General features: G+C 64.6%; 21 protein-coding genes. 13 read left to right on the forward strand and 8 right to left on the reverse strand.

Annotated elements, in window-relative coordinates; translation table 11 throughout:
- Positions 1–113 precede the first annotated feature (113 nt).
- Entirely contained in the window at positions 114–509 is a 396-nt protein-coding gene (locus AC1DIO_RS10410) for a hypothetical protein (RefSeq protein ID WP_441505716.1), read from the reverse strand.
- 142 nt (positions 510–651) lie between these two features.
- On the opposite strand from AC1DIO_RS10410, the gene AC1DIO_RS10415 reads away from it, so the two are divergent.
- The gene (locus tag AC1DIO_RS10415) at positions 652–978 is read left to right on the forward strand and encodes a DUF1330 domain-containing protein (protein ID WP_441505717.1); all 327 of its coding nucleotides are present in this window, start codon (positions 652–654) and stop codon (positions 976–978) included.
- 142 nt (positions 979–1,120) lie between these two features.
- Entirely contained in the window at positions 1,121–2,224 is a 1,104-nt protein-coding gene (locus AC1DIO_RS10420) for a calcium:cation antiporter (protein ID WP_441492536.1), read from the forward strand.
- On the opposite strand, the gene AC1DIO_RS10425 is transcribed toward AC1DIO_RS10420, so the two are convergent.
- Genes AC1DIO_RS10425 through AC1DIO_RS10435 form a run of 3 tightly spaced genes read right to left on the reverse strand, consistent with a single transcriptional unit; the run spans position 2,214 to position 5,271 of the window.
- Positions 2,214–3,506: an HlyC/CorC family transporter gene (locus AC1DIO_RS10425; RefSeq protein WP_441492515.1), complete on the reverse strand. Its 1,293-nt coding sequence runs from the start codon at positions 3,504–3,506 to the stop codon at positions 2,214–2,216. The genes AC1DIO_RS10420 and AC1DIO_RS10425 overlap by 11 nt on opposite strands.
- A gap of 13 nt (positions 3,507–3,519) precedes the next feature.
- Complete coding sequence (gene aroB, locus AC1DIO_RS10430; RefSeq protein ID WP_441505718.1) at positions 3,520–4,662, reverse strand: 3-dehydroquinate synthase; 1,143 nt, start codon at positions 4,660–4,662, stop codon at positions 3,520–3,522.
- Positions 4,663–4,680: 18 nt separating this feature from the next.
- Positions 4,681–5,271 carry a shikimate kinase gene (locus AC1DIO_RS10435; protein ID WP_441492513.1) on the reverse strand — a complete coding sequence of 197 codons (591 nt, stop codon included), beginning with the start codon at positions 5,269–5,271 and terminating at the stop codon, positions 4,681–4,683.
- A gap of 156 nt (positions 5,272–5,427) precedes the next feature.
- Between AC1DIO_RS10435 and AC1DIO_RS10440 the strand changes: the two genes are divergently transcribed.
- Together AC1DIO_RS10440 and xerD are read left to right on the forward strand one after the other, a co-directional pair.
- Positions 5,428–5,574 carry a histidine kinase gene (locus AC1DIO_RS10440; protein WP_441492512.1) on the forward strand — a complete coding sequence of 49 codons (147 nt, stop codon included), beginning with the start codon at positions 5,428–5,430 and terminating at the stop codon, positions 5,572–5,574.
- Positions 5,571–6,500: a site-specific tyrosine recombinase XerD gene (gene xerD, locus AC1DIO_RS10445; RefSeq protein ID WP_441505719.1), complete on the forward strand. Its 930-nt coding sequence runs from the start codon at positions 5,571–5,573 to the stop codon at positions 6,498–6,500. Before AC1DIO_RS10440 ends, xerD begins: the two co-directional genes overlap by 4 nt.
- Before the next feature lie 42 nt (positions 6,501–6,542).
- Here xerD and AC1DIO_RS10450 read toward each other — a convergent pair whose 3' ends face one another.
- Positions 6,543–7,463, reverse strand: coding sequence for a LysR family transcriptional regulator (locus tag AC1DIO_RS10450; RefSeq protein WP_441505720.1), 921 nt, complete (start codon positions 7,461–7,463; stop codon positions 6,543–6,545).
- 48 nt (positions 7,464–7,511) lie between these two features.
- Here AC1DIO_RS10450 and AC1DIO_RS10455 point away from each other — a divergent pair, with 48 nt between their 5' ends.
- From AC1DIO_RS10455 to AC1DIO_RS10470, 4 genes are read left to right on the forward strand one after another with little or no spacing between them, the layout of a single operon-like run.
- Complete coding sequence (locus AC1DIO_RS10455; protein ID WP_441505721.1) at positions 7,512–8,492, forward strand: alpha/beta hydrolase; 981 nt, start codon at positions 7,512–7,514, stop codon at positions 8,490–8,492.
- A 34-nt stretch (positions 8,493–8,526) separates the two neighbouring features.
- The gene (locus tag AC1DIO_RS10460) at positions 8,527–9,849 is read left to right on the forward strand and encodes an MFS transporter (protein WP_476853379.1); all 1,323 of its coding nucleotides are present in this window, start codon (positions 8,527–8,529) and stop codon (positions 9,847–9,849) included.
- A 48-nt stretch (positions 9,850–9,897) separates the two neighbouring features.
- Entirely contained in the window at positions 9,898–10,632 is a 735-nt protein-coding gene (locus AC1DIO_RS10465; RefSeq protein ID WP_441505723.1) for an SDR family NAD(P)-dependent oxidoreductase, read from the forward strand.
- Positions 10,629–11,441, forward strand: a complete 813-nt coding sequence (locus AC1DIO_RS10470; RefSeq protein WP_476853380.1) for an SDR family NAD(P)-dependent oxidoreductase — start codon at positions 10,629–10,631, stop codon at positions 11,439–11,441. Before AC1DIO_RS10465 ends, AC1DIO_RS10470 begins: the two co-directional genes overlap by 4 nt.
- A gap of 157 nt (positions 11,442–11,598) precedes the next feature.
- Here AC1DIO_RS10470 and AC1DIO_RS10475 read toward each other — a convergent pair whose 3' ends face one another.
- From AC1DIO_RS10475 to AC1DIO_RS10485, 3 genes are read right to left on the reverse strand one after another with little or no spacing between them, the layout of a single operon-like run.
- Positions 11,599–12,624, reverse strand: a complete 1,026-nt coding sequence (locus AC1DIO_RS10475) for an ABC transporter substrate-binding protein (RefSeq protein WP_441505725.1) — start codon at positions 12,622–12,624, stop codon at positions 11,599–11,601.
- A 32-nt stretch (positions 12,625–12,656) separates the two neighbouring features.
- Positions 12,657–13,427: an ABC transporter permease gene (locus AC1DIO_RS10480; RefSeq protein ID WP_441505726.1), complete on the reverse strand. Its 771-nt coding sequence runs from the start codon at positions 13,425–13,427 to the stop codon at positions 12,657–12,659.
- Between the two features lies 1 nt (position 13,428).
- The gene (locus AC1DIO_RS10485; RefSeq protein ID WP_441505727.1) at positions 13,429–14,265 is read right to left on the reverse strand and encodes an ABC transporter ATP-binding protein; all 837 of its coding nucleotides are present in this window, start codon (positions 14,263–14,265) and stop codon (positions 13,429–13,431) included.
- A 174-nt stretch (positions 14,266–14,439) separates the two neighbouring features.
- On the opposite strand from AC1DIO_RS10485, the gene AC1DIO_RS10490 reads away from it, so the two are divergent.
- From AC1DIO_RS10490 to AC1DIO_RS10510, 5 genes are all read left to right on the forward strand, one after another.
- On the forward strand, positions 14,440–15,192 hold the full coding sequence (locus tag AC1DIO_RS10490; protein ID WP_441505728.1) for a GntR family transcriptional regulator: 753 nt from the start codon (positions 14,440–14,442) through the stop codon (positions 15,190–15,192).
- Between the two features lie 273 nt (positions 15,193–15,465).
- On the forward strand, positions 15,466–16,749 hold the full coding sequence (locus tag AC1DIO_RS10495; RefSeq protein ID WP_441505729.1) for an amidohydrolase family protein: 1,284 nt from the start codon (positions 15,466–15,468) through the stop codon (positions 16,747–16,749).
- A 309-nt stretch (positions 16,750–17,058) separates the two neighbouring features.
- Complete coding sequence (locus tag AC1DIO_RS10500) at positions 17,059–18,216, forward strand: LacI family DNA-binding transcriptional regulator (protein WP_476853381.1); 1,158 nt, start codon at positions 17,059–17,061, stop codon at positions 18,214–18,216.
- A gap of 67 nt (positions 18,217–18,283) precedes the next feature.
- Positions 18,284–19,159 carry a carbohydrate ABC transporter permease gene (locus AC1DIO_RS10505; protein WP_476853382.1) on the forward strand — a complete coding sequence of 292 codons (876 nt, stop codon included), beginning with the start codon at positions 18,284–18,286 and terminating at the stop codon, positions 19,157–19,159.
- Positions 19,149–19,982, forward strand: coding sequence for a carbohydrate ABC transporter permease (locus tag AC1DIO_RS10510; RefSeq protein ID WP_476853383.1), 834 nt, complete (start codon positions 19,149–19,151; stop codon positions 19,980–19,982). The genes AC1DIO_RS10505 and AC1DIO_RS10510 overlap by 11 nt, the downstream gene beginning before the upstream one ends.
- Positions 19,983–19,985: the final 3 nt, after the last annotated feature.

Consider the following 19,985-nt stretch of genomic DNA (forward strand, 5'->3'; position numbering starts at 1 on the left):
CGAGCCGATGCCTTAGATCATCGGACCGGATATCGTATCCAGTCCGATGATCTAACCCTTTGTCTTTGCATCGGCTTTTCCGAAAACCGCAATCCACTTTTCGGGCCGATGCCTTAGCGCGGCCTCTCCTTGTCCGGTTCGTGATGCAGACAGGGATCGAGCTTCACATGGTTGGGTCCGACCCGTTCGAAGCTGCCGCTGGCCACGACCCGGTCGCCGAGCTTGCTGCCATTCTCGGCATAGGTGACGCACAGAACCTGCGGATCCGGCGCATGACAGAGCGCGAGATAGACCAGCGCCCCGTCGGAGCGGACCATGGTCAACTCTCCCTCGACTTGGATGGTCGTGAGTTCGCCCTCCTTCCCTTCGAGCCCCCGCAGCGCCTGCCGCAGTTCGGAACAGGCCGCGCGCAAGCTCGGCTCGGGCTGCGCCCTGCCCTGATCCGCCGCGATCAGGGCCGTAACGAGGGCGGCGCCGCAGAGCAGCGAACGAAGGAGACGCTTGGTCATGCCCCAGCTGTCGCGCGGGTTTGCGGCGGGATTGCGAACGGGTTGCCGCGATAACCCTGGAGGTAATCGACTTCATTCCATCTGCAGGCGAAGGTCGCGACATCGGCAGACCAGCCCGGCTGACAACGAAGGGGATTTCACGATGAAGACCTACGCCATGGCCCACCTCACCCACGTCGCTCTGGGACCTGAGATCATTGGCTATCTCGAAGGTATCGATGCGACGCTGGCACCGTTCCAGGGGCGCTTCATCATCCATGGCGATCCGCCGGAGCTGCTGGAGGGCAGCTGGTCGGGCGACCTGATCGTGATCGAGTTCCCGAACCGTGCGGCCGCGAAGGCCTGGTACGAATCAGAGGCCTATCAGGCTATCCTGCCCTTGCGCATGCGCAATTCGTCCGGCGCGGTCTTTTTCATCGATGGTGTTTCGTCCGACCATCTGGCGACGGATGTGCTACGCCGACAGTGAATACTTGCGAATGAGGCGCGGCGGAGCCAACGATCCTCCGAGGCCGCGCGTATATCCCTCGGTCCATCGCCCGGCGTCCTCGCCGGGCGATGTCTCGTTTGTCGTCCGCCCGCCACAAGGATGGGGTCTGTCTTTGACCAGCATGATCATCCGCCTCATCTGCGCCTGGGCCTCGGTCCTTGCTTATCTGTTCTTCGGCAAGACGATTCTCGGGCAGCTTGGCTCCCCCGTCCTGTCCATGCTGATCTTTGCCTGGTTGCTCGGCATCATCGCCTGGTCGGCGATCGGCGTCGTGCATGAGGCGGAGGAACTGGCGCACAGGCTGGGCGAACCCTATGGCACGCTGATCCTGACGCTCTCGATCGTCATCATCGAGGTGGCGCTGATCGGGGCCGTGATGCTCGGGGCAACCGGGGCGCCGACACTTGGCCGCGACACGATGTTCGCCGTGCTGATGATCGTGCTCAACGGCGTCGTCGGCATCGGGCTGATCTTCGGCGGCCTGCGCCATTTCCAGCAGAGCTACAATCTGCAAGGTGCCACCGCCTATCTGGTCGTGATCATCCCGCTGACGGTCATCGCGCTGGTTCTGCCGAATTTCACCACCTCGACCAGCGACGGCACGCTGACCAACGTGCAGGCCATCTGCTTCTCGCTGTTCACCCTGGCGCTCTACGCGGCCTTCCTGATCCTGCAGACCGGCCGCCACAGCGATTTCTTCATCGAGCCTGACATGCCGGCACGCACCGGCGAAGCGCAGCCTCAGGTCGAAGGCGTCGGGCACGCCGCGTCCGGGAGCATCCTGCCCAATATCGGGCTGCTCCTGGCCAATATCCTGCCGATCGTCATCCTGGCGAAGAGCCTGGCGGCCGTGCTCGATTTCGGCATCGCCAAGCTCGACGCCCCCCCGGCGCTCGGCGGCATCCTGATCGCGATGGTCGTCTTCACGCCGGAATGCATTACGGCCCTGCGCGCGATCAATGCCAACCAGCTCCAGCGCGCGATCAATCTGTGCCTGGGTGCGGCAGCCTCGACGCTTGGCCTGACGGTGCCTGCCGTGCTGGGCATCGGCCTTCTCACCGGCCAGCCGGTCACGCTCGGCCTGTCGGCCACCAATATGGTCATCCTGGCGATGACGCTGATGCTGAGCACGCTGACTTTCACCGGCTCACGCACGACGATGCTGGAAGGCGCCGTGCATCTCTGCGTCTTCTTCGTCTTCCTGGTGCTAGTGTTCAGCCCGTAGCGGCGAGGGCAAGCGCCAGGGGGGTGATCCGGAGCGAGGTCACGCGGTTGCGGCTCTTGCGCACCACTTCGAACTTGAAGCCGTGGAAGGTGAAGGCCTGCCCGGCCTCGGGGATGGTGCGGGCCTCGTGAATGACGAGGCCGGCAATCGTTGTCGCCTCCTCGTCGGGCAGGTCCCAGTCCATCGCGCGGTTCAGGTCCCGGATCGGCACTCCGCCATCAACGACCACCGACCCATCCACCTGCTGGCGCAGGCCCGGCACCGCGATGTCATGTTCGTCGCGGATATCGCCGACGATTTCCTCGAGGATATCCTCGAGCGTCACCAGCCCCATCACCTCGCCATACTCGTCGACGACAAGCGCGAAATGGGTCTTGCGCGCCAGGAAGGCCTTGAGCTGATCAGGCAGCGAGGTCGTGACCGGGGTGAACCAGGGCGCGAGGGCGATCTGCGCCACGTCGAGCTTGCCGGCATCCCCGCCGGCAGCATCGAGCGCCCGCAGCAGGTCCTTGGCGTGCAGGATGCCGACAATGTTCTCCGGCTTGTCGCGCCAGAGCGGCATCCGCGTATAGGGCGAGGCCAGGACCTCGCGCACGATCGCTTCCGGTCCGATATCGAGATTGATCGTCCGCATCTTGGTGCGGTGGATCATCACGTCCTCGACGCCGAGCTCCTTCAGGTCGAGCAGCCCGCCGAGCATGTCGCGATCGGCCTTCTTGACCGCCCCCTCCTGGTGCATCAGGTCGACCTGACCACGCAGCTCTTCATTCGGTGAAAGGATCGACTGGTTCTCGTCGATACGGATGCCGAAGAGGCGCAGGAAGCGCCGAACAAACCATTCGATCGCCAGTGTCAGCGGGCCCAGCACGGCAACGACCCAGGCCACCGGCCGCGCCAGCCGCAGCGCCGCCTGGTCGGGCTTCGCGATCGCCGCTGTCTTCGGCATGATCTCCGCGAAGATGATCACGAGGACCGACATCACGGCCGTCGCATAGATCACCCCGGCATTGCCGAAGGCCGCGACCAGCACGCTGGTGGCGAAGGCCGAGGCACCGATATTGACGACATTGTTGCCGATCAGCATGGCGCCGATCAGCCGCTCCCGCGTCGCCAGCAGCCGCATCGCGATGCCGGCCCGTCGGCTTCCCGCCTTCTCCAGCGCGGCGATCCGGGCTTTCGAGGCAGCCGTCAGCGCCGTCTCGCTGCCCGAGAAGAAGGCTGATAGCAACAGGCAGATCAGGACGATCAGCGCGGCCAGCCAGGGGTTGATGTTCTCGAGCATGGTCCCAGCGTGCTCAGGCGGCCGCGAGCTCGGCCTCGATGAAGTCCCTGACCTCGTCCGCCGCGACGCCCGGCGCGATGAAGCTCTTGCCGATGCCGCGCGCCAGGATGAAGGTCAGCACGCCGCGCTTGACCTTCTTGTCCTGGGTCATCGCGGCAACGATCTCCTCCGTGCTGCCGGCCCCGCCCGGCACCTGCTGCAATCGGCTCGGCAGGCCGACGGCATCGAGATGCGCCGCGACCCGCCCTGCATCCTGTCCGGAACAAAGGCCGAGCCGCTGCGAGAAGCGGAAGGCGAGCGCAAGACCGATCGCCACCGCCTCGCCATGCACCAGCCGGTTCGCGTCATAGCCGGTTAGGCGCTCCAGCGCGTGAGCGAAGGTGTGGCCGAGATTGAGCAAGGCGCGGTCCCCCTCCTCGCGTTCGTCCCGTGCCACGATCGCCGCCTTGGCGCGGCAGGACACGGCGACAGCATGATCGCGCTCGGGTCCGCCTGCAATGATGCGGCTCCAGTTGACTTCGCACCAGTCGAAGAAATTCGGGTCGCCGATCAACCCGTATTTCACAACCTCGGCATAGCCAGCCTTGAACTCCCGCTCGCTCAGCGTATCGAGCAGCGCCGTGTCGGCAATGACCAGGGCTGGCTGGTGGAAGGCGCCGATCAGGTTCTTGCCATGCGAGGAGTTGATCCCTGTCTTGCCGCCGACCGAGGAATCGACCTGCGACAGCAACGTCGTCGGGATCTGCACGAAGCGCACGCCGCGCCTGAGCACGGCCGCCGCGAAACCGGTCAGGTCGCCGACCACACCGCCGCCAAAGGCGATGACGAGATCGTTGCGCTCGATCTTCGCAGCGAGCAGCGCGTCGCAAAGCGCCGCGAACCGAGCATAGGATTTCGATGCCTCGCCGGGCGGGATCTCGATCCGCGTGGTCGCGACGCCGGCCTGTTGGAGGCAGGTTTCGAAGGCGGGCGCATGCAGGCCGGCGACATGCTCGTCGGTGACCAGCGCCGCCTTGGCGCCAGGCGCGAAGCTGGCGATCAGGCTCGCCGCCTCGCAAAGCTGGTGGCGGCCGATATGGATGTCGTAGCTGCGCCCTTCGAGCGCAACGGGAACCACGATCCGCGCGCCGGACTTCTCGTTCGCAGGTTTGATCATGTCTTCGCTCTCAGCAGCTCAAAGGCTCTCAAGGGAACGCAAATGGCGATCGAGCGCGACTATCGCCTCCTCGACGACGACCTCATGGGGGTCATCGCGCGAGGTCACCGTTACATCAGCCAGTGCATAGACCGGTTCGCGCTCCGCCAGCATCCGCCGCATCGTCGCTTCAGGGTCGGCAGTCTGCAGCAAGGGCCGGTTGGAGCGCTTGCGCACCCGGCGCATCAGCACATCGGCATCCGCCTTGAGCCAGATCGAGATGCCGAGTTCGATGATGCGCTCCCGCGTTTCCGCGTTCATGAAGGCGCCGCCCCCGGTCGCGAGCACCAGCGGCGCGCGTGTCGCCAGAACCCGGCTGATGACGCGTCTCTCGCCGTCACGGAACTCGGTTTCGCCGCGCTGCGCGAAAATCTCGGGAATCGTCATGCCGGCCGCAGTTTCGATTTCGACGTCGGCGTCGACGAAAGCCAGGCCGAGCCGCGTTGCCAGCCGCCGCCCCACGGAACTCTTGCCCGAGCCCATCATGCCGACAAGCACGACTGCGCGCTTCCCGAGCAGACTGCGCAACTCGGAATTGTCCAGGTTCTCGATGGGGTCGGCTATTGTCATCGCGGCATTTCCTCGCAGCCGGTCTAGCATGAGCCGTCAGCCGACGTCATGCCCTCACGACGCTGATGAACCGGTCTGCACTTGCGCGAACCGCCAGGCATCGGGAATAACCGGATAGTCCTGAATCGGGGCAAGGTTCCAGGAGACATCCGGCCCGTGCCGACCCTCTTCAGATTCATCGCCTTTCTCGCCATCGTCGGCGGGCTGATCTTCGCCGGAATGATCGCGCTGGTCACCTTCGTCCAGCCCGAGCAGCGCGAGATGGTCGAGATCGTGCCACCGTCCAAGCTGCAGCAGCGATGAGCCGGCTGGCGCGCAGCCGGATCACGGCCTTTCTCGACATGCTCGCGGCGGAGCGCGGCGCGGCGAAGAACACGCTCGAGGCCTATGAGCGCGACCTCGACGACTATACCGGCTTCATCGCCGGCCGCGGCGACCTCGGCTCCATCGGCGCCCAGGACATCCGGGACTGGCTCGCCGATCTTGCAGCCCGTGGATTGAAGGCGTCATCGACGGCGCGCCGGCTTTCCGCGGTGCGCCAGTTCCATCGCTTCCTCTATACGGAAGGGCTGACGGGCGCCGACCCCTCCGCCGCGATCGACGGACCAAGGCAGGGCCGGCCGCTGCCCAAGGTCATTTCCGTCGCCGATGTCGATCGCCTGATCGAGACGGCGCGGCTCCTCAGCGAACGCGATGGTCTTACCCCGGCGGCACGGCTGAAGGCCCTGCGCATGCGCTGCCTGATCGAGATGCTCTACGCCACGGGCCTGCGCGTGTCCGAACTGATGGCGTTGCCGCTCTCAGCGGCAACGACGCGCGAGCGCTTCCTTGTCGTGCGCGGCAAGGGCAACAAGGACCGGCTGGTGCCGCTGAACGACGCTGCCCGCGAGGCCGCACGCAGCTATCTGGAGGCCCTGCGCCAGGCTGGAAGCGCGGACGGCCGCTGGCTCTTCCCGTCCGACGGCGAGAGTGGGCATCTGACGCGCCAGGCCTTTGGCCGCGACCTCAAGATGCTGGCCGGGGCAGCCGGCTTATCCGCGGCGCTGAGCCCGCACGTGCTGCGCCACGCCTTCGCCAGCCATCTGCTGCAGAACGGTGCGGATCTTCGCGTCGTGCAGGAACTGCTCGGCCATGCCGATATCGCCACGACCCAGATCTACACCCATGTCCTCGACGAGCGCCTGAAGAGCATGGTGCGCGACCTGCACCCCCTGGCCGACGAGAGCTGATCGCCAGGCCCCGGGAAGACCGGAATTGCGAGGCCGCCCCGATCAGCGCGGGCCTTCTGCAAGGGCGAGCGTGCCGAGGCGGGCGGCGACGGCCCTTGCCGCCATTTCGAGATCTCGGGGCCCTGAGCGGTGATCGAAAGTGCGCCAGGTCAGGGCGCTCTGGATCGGCGGCAGATCAATCTCGATGAACTCGACGCCAGGATGGGCGAAGTAGTTCCGGGCTCGCGAGGTCAAGGTCATGACGCATTGGCCGGCTGCGACCGCGACCAGCCCTTCTCGCACCGTCGCGATCTCGGGACCGTCGGCGATGGCCTGCCCCGACGGGGTCACACGCGGAAAATGATAGTTGCACCACTCGTCGGACGCTGCGCCGGCGGGCAATCGGACCATTCGCTCGTATTGCAGCTCTTCTGGATCCACCAGCTTGTTGGCCGCCAGGCGGTGTCCGCTCGGCACAACGAGCGTGCGTGCATCCTGGAAGAGAATGGCGCCTCGCGTCAGGCTGTGTGTCGCAAGCGGCAGCCGCGCCAGCGCCACGTCGACCTTGCCGTCCAGGACCGCCGATCCCTGGTTCAGATAGTTGAGCTCGACGAAGCGGAGCGAGATGTCGGGACGAGAGCGCGCGAATTCCGCAACCACCGCCGATGTGAGCTCGTAGAATCCACCGCCGAGATAGCCGACGAGCAATTCCGTCTGCTGGCCCTGAGCGCGTTTGCGCGCATCGCCAAGCGCCGCCCTGAGAGCATTGACCGGCGGTTCGAGATCCTTCAGCAGAGCTTGCCCGAGAGCTGTGAGCGATACGCGCCGGCTCGTCCGCTCAAACAGCCGACCTCCGAGATGGCTCTCGAGAGATTTGATCGACTCCGATACGACGGATTGCTTCACGCCCAGTGCTTCGGCGGCCTGGCCGAAGTGCAGCCGGTGAGCCACGGCCAGGAAGCAATCGAGTTTGCGGAGATCCATGGCGCCTGATCAATCGGGAATACCGATTGATAAAGTTGTTTTGCGGCGTTGATCAAGAGGCACCATTCGCCAAAACCTCTTGAAAATACATCCGCTCCCGCAGCCAGCGCCAAGGCGGATCAGGAGGACAGGCGAATGGACGTTTCAACCACCCCCGTGGAATTTCGCGCCGGTGAGGATGTCATTCGCGGCTCCTTCCATCTGCCGTCGACGAGCGGACCGCTTCCCGCCGTTGCCCTCGGACACGGCTGGGGAATGGTCGCGGGCGGTGATCTCGAGGACTATGCCCGCATCATTGCGGCACAGGGCATCGCCTGCCTGACCTTCGATTATCGGCGGCTCGGCAAGAGCTCCGGACTGCCCCGCCAGGAGATCGATCCCGCCTGGCAGCAGGAGGACTATAGGACTGCGGTCACCTATCTTTGTTCGCGCCCCGACGTCGACGTGCAGCGCATCGGGATCTGGGGAACCAGCTACAGCGGAGGCCATGTCCTCGTAGTCGGTGCCACCGATCGCCGGGTGAAATGCGTCGTGAGCCAGGTTCCGACGATCAGCGGCTACCTGTCCGGCCTGCGGAAGGTCCATCCGCGCCACGCCGAGACGCTCCAGCGCTTTTTCGCGGATGACCGGTTGGCGCGCCTGAACGGACAACCGCCAGGCACGATGCGCGAGGTCGGGCAGGATGAAGGGCCGGACGTCGCCTATCCCGGCGCGGAATCATACGACTACATGATCGGACAGGCCGCGCGCTGCCCCGAATGGCGCAACGAAGTGACCATCCGATCTCTCGAACTCGCGCGCAGCTACGAGCCAGGTCAATGGGTGTCGCGGATCGGGCCCGCAGCGCTCCTGATGATCGTTGCCGACAACGACCTTCAGACGCCGACCGATCTTCAACTCGACGCCTTCACCCAGGCGCGCGAGCCCAAGGAATTGCTGCTGCTCCAGGGCGGCCATTACTCCGCCTACCAGCAGCATTTCGAGACGACGAGCAGCGCGGCAGCGCGCTGGTTCTCGACCCATCTCTAAACAGAACGGCCAAAGAGCCACCAGGGAGGAATTCATGTCAGCCGATATTCTGGCGGGCGGCGAGGCCGCGCGTCCGCACGATCGTGTCGCTAGGAGCAAATCGCTCCAGTCGCTCCGAGCCGCCGCCGTCGGGAATCTGCTCGAGTGGTTCGACTGGACGCTCTATGGCACCTTCGCCGTCTATCTCGCAGCCAACTTCTTCGAGAAGACGGACTCCACATCCGCGCTGCTCTCGACGCTCGCCGTCTTTGCGGTTGGTTTCGTTGCGAGACCGATCGGCGGCATCATCTTTGGGCGCTTCGGCGATCKGATCGGCCGCAAGAACACCCTGATCGTGACGATGTCGACGATGGCTGCGGCCAGCCTGATGATCGCCCTCATCCCCTCCTACGCGAGCATCGGAATCTGGGCGTCGGCGCTGTTGCTGATCGCACGCCTGCTGCAGGGCCTGGCGCATGGCGGAGAGTCCGGCGTCTCCTATGCCTATGTTGCAGAGATCGCTCCCGCCGAAAGGCGCGGCCTTTGGGCAAGCAGCGTCTTCATCAGCGTGACGCTCGGCGTCATGGCGGCGACCCTCCTCGGTATCGTGCTGACGTCGCTATTCTCGCCGGCGGACATGATGGCCTATGGCTGGCGTCTCGGCTTCGCCTTCGGTGGTATCCTCGGTCTGTTCGCGCTCTACATGCGCCGCGCCGCGCATGAGTCCCCGGTCTATGACGCGGACGAAGCCACACCTGCGGTTGTCGCGCCGATGAATGGCCGCGACAAACTCCAGATCCTGCTGAAGGTGGTCTTCTTCTCGGCCGGCTCCAATGTCGCCTACTACACCTGGGTGACCTTCGCTCCGAGCTTTGCGATCTCCGCGCGCGGAATGGATGCCCGCGGAGCCCTCATCGCGAGCCTGCTCGCTCAACTCGTCGTTCTCTGTCTGCTGCCCTTGTTCGGGCACCTCGCAGACAAGGTCGGCCGCAAGCCGATGGTGTTCATCTATGGGCTCGGACTGATCCTGGCTCCGATCCCGGTCGCAGCGATTCTGACAAACGAGCCCTGGACCCTCTTCCTCTCTCAAGGCATCGGCCTGGCCGTCTGGGCGATCATCGCCTCGATCTACCCGACCCTGATCGCAGAGCAGATCCCGACCCAGCAGCGGGCGCTCGGAGTCGGCTTCCTGTCGTCGCTTTCGGTCGCGATTTTCGGAGGCACGGCCCCTTATCTCAACGCCTGGCTGAGCTCGATCGGACTGTCCTGGGTGTTCTCGCTCTACATCATGGTCCTCGGCGCCCTCGCCGTCATCGCCGCCATCATGATCCGCGAAACCCGCGGCGTCCCCCTCAGCCAGATCCGCAGCGGTCGCTGACCAACCGGGCCGCACAGCGTGCGGCCCATTCTTCCAGGAACGGGAACCATGCAGGATTGCCAGAAGGCCCATCGGGGCAAGATCGCCGTCGTGACCGGCGCGAGCGGCGGCATTGGAGCAGCCATCTGCGCGAAGCTGAATGCCGAAGGCGCCAGGGTCGTTGCGCTCGACCGCCAGGACGGACCAGGGTCGGCCGGCATCGATCGCCGGATCGTCGACATCGCGAATACGGCCGCCCTGCAGGATACCGTCGCGCAGATCGCAGCCGATCACGGCCGCATCGACATCTGGGTGAACAACGCGGGCTTCCTGGAACGCCAGGCCGCACTCGACATCACGGTCGATGACTGGAGCAAGTCGATCGACGTCAATCTGACGGCGGCATTCTTCGGGGCACAGGCCGCTGCGCGGGTCATGAAGGACGGCGGCGGTGGTTCGATCGTCAACCTCTCAAGCTATGCCGGCCTGAAGGCCCGGCCCAACTGCGCTCATTATGCTGCTGCCAAGGCCGCAATCGCGCATCTGACGTCCTGTCTCGCGATCGAGTGGGGCCCCCTGAACATTCGCGTCAACGCCATCGCCCCCGGCTATATCGAGACCCCGATGAGCGCATGGATGCATGCCGATCCCGAGCAGAAGGCGATCTATCTTGGTCGGACGCCACTCGGACGCATGGGGCAGCCGACAGAGATCGCGGATTCCGTGAGCTTCCTCGCTTCCGATGCCGCCGGCTACATCACCGGCCACGTTCTGGGTGTCGACGGAGGCATCGGCAGGTCATGAGTTCGTCCTTCTGGCAGGATCGGGTCTTCGTCGTCACCGGTGGGGCAAGGGGGCAAGGCGCTGCCGAGGTGTCCCGCCTTCTTGCGGCCGGCGCGAAGGTCGTGGTCGCCGACGTGCTTGGCCCCGACGACCCGCATTGGTCAGTGCTCGGCKACACAGCGGACAGGCTGAGTGTCGTCACGGCCGACATATCGCGGGAGGAATCCTGGGCCGAGATCCTCGCCGCAGCCGGCACACTCGGAGGCTCGCTCTCGGGGCTGGTCAACAACGCCGGCATCACGCTGCGCAAGACCGTTACGGAGACCACGCATGACGAGTGGCTGGCCGTGCTGAACGTCAACCTCAATGCCGCCTTCCTGGGTATCCGGCACCTGGCGCCGCACATGGCCGACGGCGGGTCGATCGTGAACGTGTCTTCCACGGCTGGCCTCACCGGCTATTTCAGCGCCGCCTACACCGCCAGCAAATGGGGGCTGCGCGGTCTCGCGAAGGCGGCTGCCATCGAACTGGCGGCTCGGGGAATTCGGGTGAACACGATCTGCCCGGGGCTGGTCGATACCCCGATGATCAATCAGCCCAACGGAGGCTACGACGCTCAGCGCGCAACCGCCTTCTTCGAAGGGAACCGGATGATGACGCCACTCGCGCGTGGTGCCGACCCGGACGAGATCGCCGGCGCGGTGATGTTCCTGCTCGGACCCGATAGCCGCTTCATCACCGGCACGGATCTCGCCGTCGATGGTGGCATGATCGGCGCCGGTATCTACACGAAGATCGGGCGCGACGTCGGGACTGTACAGCCCGCGTAGCCACGACCGCGGCGCGCACCAGTAATCGCGAAGGGCAGAATCTCCCTGTGTCATGCGACGTTGACGAGCATAGAAAACAATCACCGACGCCTGGTCACAAACCAGCGACGGATCGGTCAGGACGGTGCCGATCGCGCCGCCCTGCCGCCATGGCCGATCAATTTGCCGTGTAGACCAGCTCGCGCTCCGCCTTGGGCGGAAGGAACTGGCGCGAAAAGATCTCTTCGGGCTTCGGCTTGCGGGCGAGCTGATAGCCCTCGGCAATGATGTCGATGGCGCGCGCCATGCGGTCGTCCTTGGTGTCGCCGACACCGATTTCCTTCATTTCCGGCGAGACGATCAGCTCGCTGAAGGAGTATTGCAGCCGCTTCTTCTCGACAGCCTCGTTGACGAGATTGTCGAAATTCATCACGCCCTTCATGCCGAGGGCCTGGTCCTTAGCGATCTCGATCATGGCCTTGTTGGTCGCACGAACGAGCCCTGCCACCGCCTTGGGGTTATCCTTCAGCAGCTTCTGCGAGACCATCAGCCCGTTGGAATAGAGGTCGAGCCCGTAATCCCCGAAGCTCAGCCAGTTGAAATCCTTGTCGGGATCCTGCCGGTTGAGAAGCAGGTTGAAGTAGCCGGTGATGTTGAAGACGAGCGCGCCGTCGACATCGCCCTTGATCAGCAGCGGCTCCTGCAGGTTGGGCGCCATGTTCGAGAGCTTGATCTTGCTGATGTCGAGGCCATTCTTGCGGGCGAAGACCTCGAGCAGCCGGGTCGTCGGGGTGCCCTGTGCCCCACCCAATGTCTTGCCTTCGAGGTCCTTCGGTGTGGTGATGCCGGTCGCCTTCTTGCTCGAGATGGCGAAGGGCGGCCGGTTCCAGATCATGTACACCATCACCGGCGCTTCGCCCGGCTTGGCAGCCGCGTTCTGGATGATGGCGTTGACGTCGCCGAAGCCGGCGTCATAGGCGCCGCCCATGATGCGCGTCACCGTCGCGCCCGAACCCTCGCCCTGGTCGATCACGACGTTCAAGCCCTCTGCCTTGTAGTAGCCCTTGTCACGGGCGACGAAGAACACCGCATCGGAGCCCTGGGTCTTCCAGCCCAGCGTGAACTTGAGCGTCGTCTCCTGCGCCATGGCGGAGTTGGCCAGTGCAAGGCCTGCGAACAGCGTCGCGGTCAACGTCTTGAGCATCCTCATGTCCCCTCTGGTTGATACGAATTGGATCAGGCGGCAGCGAAGTCGTTCTTGCGATTGGCCCAGCCGGTGACACGCATCTCGATCAGCGAGAACGCGGCGTAGAGCGCGACTCCCAGGCCGGCGAGGATGAAGAGCCCGGCAAAGACCAGCGGCACGTTGAAATTCGACGAGGCGCTCATCATCACGTTGCCGATGCCGCGATTGGAGGCGACGGTTTCCGCCAGCACGGTGCCGACGAAGGCATAGGTGATCGCGACCTTCAGCGAGGCGAAGAAGAACGGCATCGTCCGCGGCAGGCCGACATTCCACAGGATGTCGAGCTTGCTGGCGCCGAGCGCCTTCAGCACGTCCTCCATTTCCGGCTCGGTGGTGGCAAGCCCGGTCGCAATATTGACGGCGATCGGGAAGAAGCACATCGCGAGCGAGGTCAGCACGGCCGGGACTGTGCCGGAGCCGAACCAGAGCACGAAGATCGGCACGACCGCGACCTTGGGGATCGAGGAGAAGCCGATCAGTAGCGGATAGACCGTGTCATAGGCCGTGCGCGACACCCCGATCGTCGCACCAAGGAAGACCCCGAGCAGGACGCCGAGGACGAAGCCGGCCATCGTCGTCGCCAGCGTCTGCAGGATATGGGGCCAGAGAACAGGGAAGCGCGCGAGAAGCGTAGCGAAGACCTGGCTTGGCCGCGGCAGGATCAGGTCCGACACGCCCGCGAGCAGGCAGAACAGCTCCCAGGACGCGAAGAAGAGCGCGATCAGCGCCGCTGCCCAGAACTTGCGCTTGAACTCGCTCATCTCATGCACCGTCCTGGCTTGCCGGCGCCGAGCGGGCATCAACAATGAAGTCACGCAAGCGCTGGTTCAGCGCCACGAAATCCGGCTCGAAGCTCATGGCGATGGTGCGCGGGCGTGCAAACGCAACCTCGCTGTCGTCGAGGATGCGGCCGGGCCGCGCGCTCATCACGCAGATGCGGCTCGCCAGGAATCCGGCCTCGCGCAGATCATGCGTCACCAGCAGCACGGTCGGACGGTGAGCCAGCCAAAGATCCTGCAGGATCGCCCAAAGTTCCTCGCGCGTGAACTGATCGAGAGCGCCAAAGGGCTCATCGAGCAGCAGCATGCGCGGCTCATGGATCAACGCTCGGCAAAGATTGGCCCGCTGAAGCATGCCGCCTGAGAGTTGCCAGGGATATTTGCTGGCAAATCCCTGCAATCCGACTTGCGCCAGCAATGCATGCGCCTTGTCGCGGAAAGCAGCGCGTTTCTCCCGCCGATAACGCGAGCGGAAAGGCTGGACGATCTTCAAGGGCAACATGACGTTCTGTTCGATCGTCAGCCAGGGCAACATGGTCGGGTTCTGGAATGCCATCCCGATCCTGAGCGCCTTCGCCGCAACCTCGCGGCCACCCACGATGACGACGCCCGTCGTCGGCTGCACGAGCCCGCTGACGAGCTTCAGGATCGTCGACTTGCCGCAACCCGACGGGCCGACCAGCGCGAGGAACTCACCGTCCTGGATACGCAGGGTCGTCTCCGCCAAGGCGGGAACGGCGTTTGCGCCCCGCCCGAAGGTGACGCTCGTCTGCGACAGTTCGATCGCCGAGCCCGGCCGTGTCATGGTGCCCTGTGCCATGATCGCATCAGGAGCCGAGACGATAGGGAGTGTGGCTATCGCGAGGTTCATTCCCAAAAGTGCATGCAATCATGATGCCATCTTGTATTCTATCCGGCGGCTCCCGATCCGAGCAGATTGCAGAGTTTGGAACCGAGGCGCTAAGAGGGGTGGCTTCACACGCGGACACGGGACATGGCGCGCGACAAGGCCGAAGACAGCCCATCGGACAAGGTCGGAACGATCTGCCGGGCGTTGCGGCGTGCGATCATCGAGCAGGCGCTCGAGCCTGGCGCCAAACTGCCGGAGGATGCGCTCGGGGAACGCTTTGGCGTGAGCCGCACGATCGCGCGCCACGCGCTCGGCCAGCTCGCGGCCGAGGGCCTGGTGGAATTACGCCGCAACCGCATCGCCGTCGTCGCCACCCCGAGCTGGCAAGAGGCGCGCGACACCTTCGATATTCGGATCCAGCTCGAGCGCCTCGTCGTGCGCCAGCTCGCAGGCAGGTTGAGCAAGGCCCAGCTCACGGCGCTACGCGCTCATATCGATCAGGAAGACGCGGCACGCGGTGGGCCCGACGCGGTCTCGATCCGGCTCGCCACCGAATTCCACATCCTTCTCGCCACCATGACGGAAAGCGCGATCATGATCCGCTATGTCAGCGAGATCGCCTATCGCTGTTGCCTGACGCTATCGCTGTTCAGCCGCCCGCATTCCTCGGAATGCGCAATCAATGAGCATCGCCTGCTCATCGATGCGCTTGAAAGCGGCGATGCGGAGAAGGTGATGAGCTTGATGCATCACCACCTCGATTCGGTGGCGGAGCGGGCCCTCGTCGCGCAGGCCAAGCCGCGCGGCCGCGACATCATGGATATCCTGGCGCCCTATGCTGACGCGCCGGTCACGCGATCCACCGTCCGCAAGCGGCGCCTGGACGCAGCGGAATAGCGCTGCCCGCGGCGATGCCGTGCGGCTGCAGGATCGAGGCAACATTCTCGTTCCAGACATCCCGGCGACAGCGGGCCCCCGAGCCAGGCGCCTGGCTCGGGGGCCCGTGACCCCCACGGGTTCATGGCGACGCCTGACTATCTCGCCTCCTCTCGCGCCTTCCCCTCCTCGCCGCAGCCATGGCTCAACGGCGGTGCGTCGGAGAGCATCATCCCGGCACATTAAGTGCATGCATGTTTTCGATCCATTCAATGCCGATTCCGAAGCAGCATCATGCCGTCCGACACAGCTCTCGATCTCGTCTTCCGCCAGGCCGCCATTGCGGGATGCGAGCGGCCGCAGGACATCGGAGTCAGCGCCGGTCGTATCGTCGCCATGGCACCAAATCTCGTCACCGATGCACCGGCCCATGACGTCGGTGGCCGCCTTGTCGTGCCAGGTTTCGTCGACAGCCATATCCATCTCGACAAGGCCTGCTTGCTTGGCCGCTGCGGCCACTCCCATGGCGGGCTCAGCAACGCCATTGCGGCTGTGGCCGCGATGAAACGGGACTTTAGCGTGACCGATGTCTACGAGCGCGGCGCTTGCGTGCTCGACAAGGCAATCGCGAAGGGCACGACCCGCATGCGCACTCATGTCGAGGTCGATCCCCGTGCCGGGATTCGGAGCTTTCAGGCGATCAAGGCCTTGAGAACCGACTATGCCTGGGCGCTCGATCTTTCGATCTGCGTCTTCCCACAAGAGGGCTTGACCAACGACCCGGGCACGGAGGCGCTGCTGCTTGCAGCGTTACGCGATGGCGCCGACCTCCTCGGCGGCTGCCCCTATACTGATACCGACCCGGTTGCCCAGATCGACCGTCTCTTCGCACTGGCAAGGGAATTTGACGTCGACCTCGACTTCCATCTCGACTTCGACCTCGATCCGAGCTGGATGCATCTCGACGAAGTCTGCCGCCAGTCTGAGCACCATCGCTGGCAGGGTCGCGTCACAATTGGCCATGTCAGCAAACTATCGATGGTCGATCCGGAAACGCTGGCTGTGATCGGGCACCGGCTTTCCGATTCCGGAGTTGCACTGACTGTGCTCCCGGCGACAGACCTGTATTTGATGGGGCGGCAATCGGCCTACGCTCAGCCGCGCGGGCTCGCACCAGCCCATCGTCTCGCCGCGCAAGGTGTGGTCTGCTCGATCGCGACCAACAACGTTCTCAATCCCTTCACCCCTTTCGGTGACTGTTCGCTGCTCCGCATGGCGAATCTCTATGCCAATGTCGCGCAATGCGGGCCGGGCGATTTTCCGTGCTGTCTGGACCTGATCACGACGCTGCCTGCGCGGCTGATGCGGCTGCCTGACTACGGGATCGCGGTTGGGAATCCCGCGGATCTTGTCATTCTCGATGCCAAGACCCCAACCGATGCGCTGGCAGAGATTGCCGAGCCCATCACTGGCTTCAAGCGCGGACGGCTCAGTTTCGAACGCCCCCGAGCGTCGTTGAACAGATTGGCTGCAACGAACGGCGTCCTGCCAAGGCCCGTCGCTCTCTCAGGCGGTTGAGCGCTCCGTATTCCGATATCTGCCGCGCGGGGAGCGATTGGCTACCTTGGGAAGAATACCCCCGCGAGCCCTCGCAAAGAAATCCTGCGGGCCCCATCTGGCCGCCCTTCAGGATGATCTCATGGTCGGCAAGCCGCAGGTCGTCGCTATAAGCGCGGCAGAGCGGCGCGCCATGCACACAGGGTGCCAGATAGGACGGACCCCAGATGTCAAGGGATTGGATCGCTGAGCTTCGGGCTCCGTTGCACGGAGGCTTGGCCGACCCGCTCAAGCCTGGCCCCCGGCCACAGGGAGCCATGTGAAAGGCAGTTGCATCAACGCGCGCGCTCCGTTAAACGTTTTACTGTAAAACGTTTAACAGGCCATGCGGTGAGCTCGAAACGTGTCACGATCAAGGAGGTAGCGGCGCTCGCTGGCGTGTCTATCGCCACGGTGTCGAACGTCTTCAGCGGCAACAAGCCGGTCAATGCCGATCTCCAGGAGCGGGTCCAGAAGGCGGCCCGCGAGCTGTCCTACCAAGTCGACCGCGCTGCCTCTCAGCTCCGTTCGGGCCAGGCAAAGGTCGTGGGCGTACTCGTTCCGGATCTGGACGACGTGTTCTTCACCTCCCTGGTCTCGCAGCTCGAAGTGATGGCGCAGGCGGACGGATATGACATCATCGTCGCCAATTCGCGTGACGACATCGCTTTGGAACAATCGCGGCTGCGTGCCCTGCTGGCCTGGCGCCCTTCCGGCCTGATCGCGATTCCCTGCAGCGACGGCATGCCCGCAGGACTCGAGCGCGAGATCGGTCGCCTGCCGATGGTTTTCGCGGATCGCGTGCCGCCCGAAGGCTGCATCGTCGACACGGTCGCAATCGATAATCGAGAAGCCGGTGAGATCGCGGCAAGGCATCTGTTGGGCAGGGGTCATCGTGACATCGTCGTCGCCGCCTCAAGCCTCGGAATTTCACCGATCCGCGAGCGCACGCGCGGCGCCTGCGACCTGATTCGTGCGACGATCGGCCACGAGCCGACCGTCATCGAACTCGGTTCCAATGCCGAGCGCGGGGCCGGCGCCTTCCTGCATTGGCTCGAGCGACACCGGCGGCCGAGCGCAGTCATCGCCCTGACCAACGTCACGACGCTCAGCGCGCTCTCGGCGCTGGCCCGTCTGCGGGTCGATATTCCCGATCCGGTCTCCGTGGTCGGTTTCGACGACTATCCCTGGATGAGCGCGCGCAAGACCGGCCTCACCGCAATTCGGCAGCCGATCGCGGAGATCGCCGCAGCCGCCTGGCAGCGCCTGCGCGCGCGCATGGCGGGCGACGGCTCGGCGCCGCAGCGCATCGTACTGCAGACCAGCCTGCAGGTCCGCGAGTCCGTCCGCGATCTCGTGCCCGCGGCGGACGATGGTCGCGACAGCGATAGCCCCGAACCGCTTCTGAACCCGGAGACGGCGATCTCTGCGCCCAAAGCCATGCATTGACGGACAACTCCATGTCCGCGCCACCGGGCCAAGAGAGCCTGGATCGAAAGAAGTCCTGGAGGAAAGAGTGCAGCCTGAAAAAACGGCACGGATTCTGCCGCTGCTCGCGCCGGTCCATCTGCTCATCCTGAGCGTGATCGTGCTGCCGTCGCTCTATGTGATGTGGCTCAGCCTGAACACCTCGAGCTTCGGCCAGGCGCCGAGCTTCGTCGGGCTTCAGAATTATATGCGTGTCCTCGCGGACCCGGCCTTTCACAGCGCGCTGCTGAACACGGTCGTGCTCGTCGTCGTGGCCGTCCACCTCGAACTGGCCGTCGGGCTCGGCATGGCGCTGCTTTTCGCCAGTGGCCTGCCGTTTCGCCGCTTCCTTCTCGTCGCCGTGCTCGCGCCCTATGCCGTCAGCGAGGTCACCGCCGTGGTGATGTGGCGCTTCCTGTTCGATCCCGATGCCGGGCCGGTCACGCTGGCCTTGCGGGCATTGAGCCTGCCGACGCTGGATTGGTCCTTCGAACCGTCGCACGCCATGGTGCTGATCGGGCTGCTGACGGTCTGGCTGCATCTGCCCTTTACCTTCGTGATCGTCTATGCGGCACGCCTCGCCATCCCCGCCCAGCTCTACGAGGCGGCGCGGATCGACGGAGCCACGCGCTGGCAGGCCTTCCGGCGTGTGACACTGCCACTGCTCGGCCCGGCGATGCTGATCGCGCTGCTCTTCCGCTACATCTTCGCCTTCCGCCTGTTCTCGGAGGCGTGGCTGCTGACCAAGGGCGGACCGGCGCGCTCGACCGAAGTCGTGGCGATCTATCTCTATCAGGAGGCGTTCAGCTTCAACGCCTTCGGGTCGGCGGCGGCGACCGCCTGGATCATGGTCGTGGTCTCGCTGCTGCTCGCGGCCGGCTATGTTCTTCTGCTGCGACGGGKAGGCCTCTCCCATGCGCACTGAGCGTCTCCTCATCGGGGCCGGCAAGGCTCTCGCCGTCGCGGCGATCCTGTTCTGGTCGCTGTTTCCGATCCTCTTCATCGCCGTTTCGTCGCTGAAGCCGGGTCAGGACATTTTCGCGGTTCCGCCGAAATGGCTCTTCACGCCGACGCTGAAGCACTACGCCGAACTCTGGCGGTCCTGGGGTGTCTTCTTCGAAGCTCTGCTGAACAGCCTGCTGATCACGGTCGGCGCGACGCTGCTCGCGATCATCGCCAGCGCCTGTGCGGGCTATGTCTATTCCCGCCATTCCAGCCGATGGCTGGGAGCCAGCATCGTCGGACTGATCGTCGTACGCCTCATCCCGCCGATCGTGGTGACGCTGCCGCTGTTCCCGATCGTCAACGCACTTGGCCTCAGCGACACCCATCTCGTGCTGATCCTGCTCTACGCGACCTTCTTCGTGTCGCTCGGGACGGTGCTGATGCGCACCTTCATGGACCAGATCCCGCGCGAGCTCGACGAGGCTGCCTCGATCGACGGCGCCAGCCGCATGACGATCCTGCGCAAGATCATCGCGCCACTGGCGATGCCGGGCGTTCTCGCCGTCGCGGTCTTCGTGATCGTCTTCTCCTGGAACGAGTTCCTGTTCGCCTTCATCTTCACGGCGACGCGCGCCAAGACCGCGCCGCTCGTCATCTCGGAGATGATCGGCTMCATCGACGGCGTCGACTGGGGGATCCTCTTTGCCGCCTCGACGGTGCAGCTCGTGCCCGTCCTGCTCTTCGTCGTCTTCATGAACCGCTATCTCGTGGCCGGCCTCACCGCCGGTTCGACGAAGGGGTAGCCA

The organism is Allobosea sp. 05T439, from assembly GCF_056396005.1.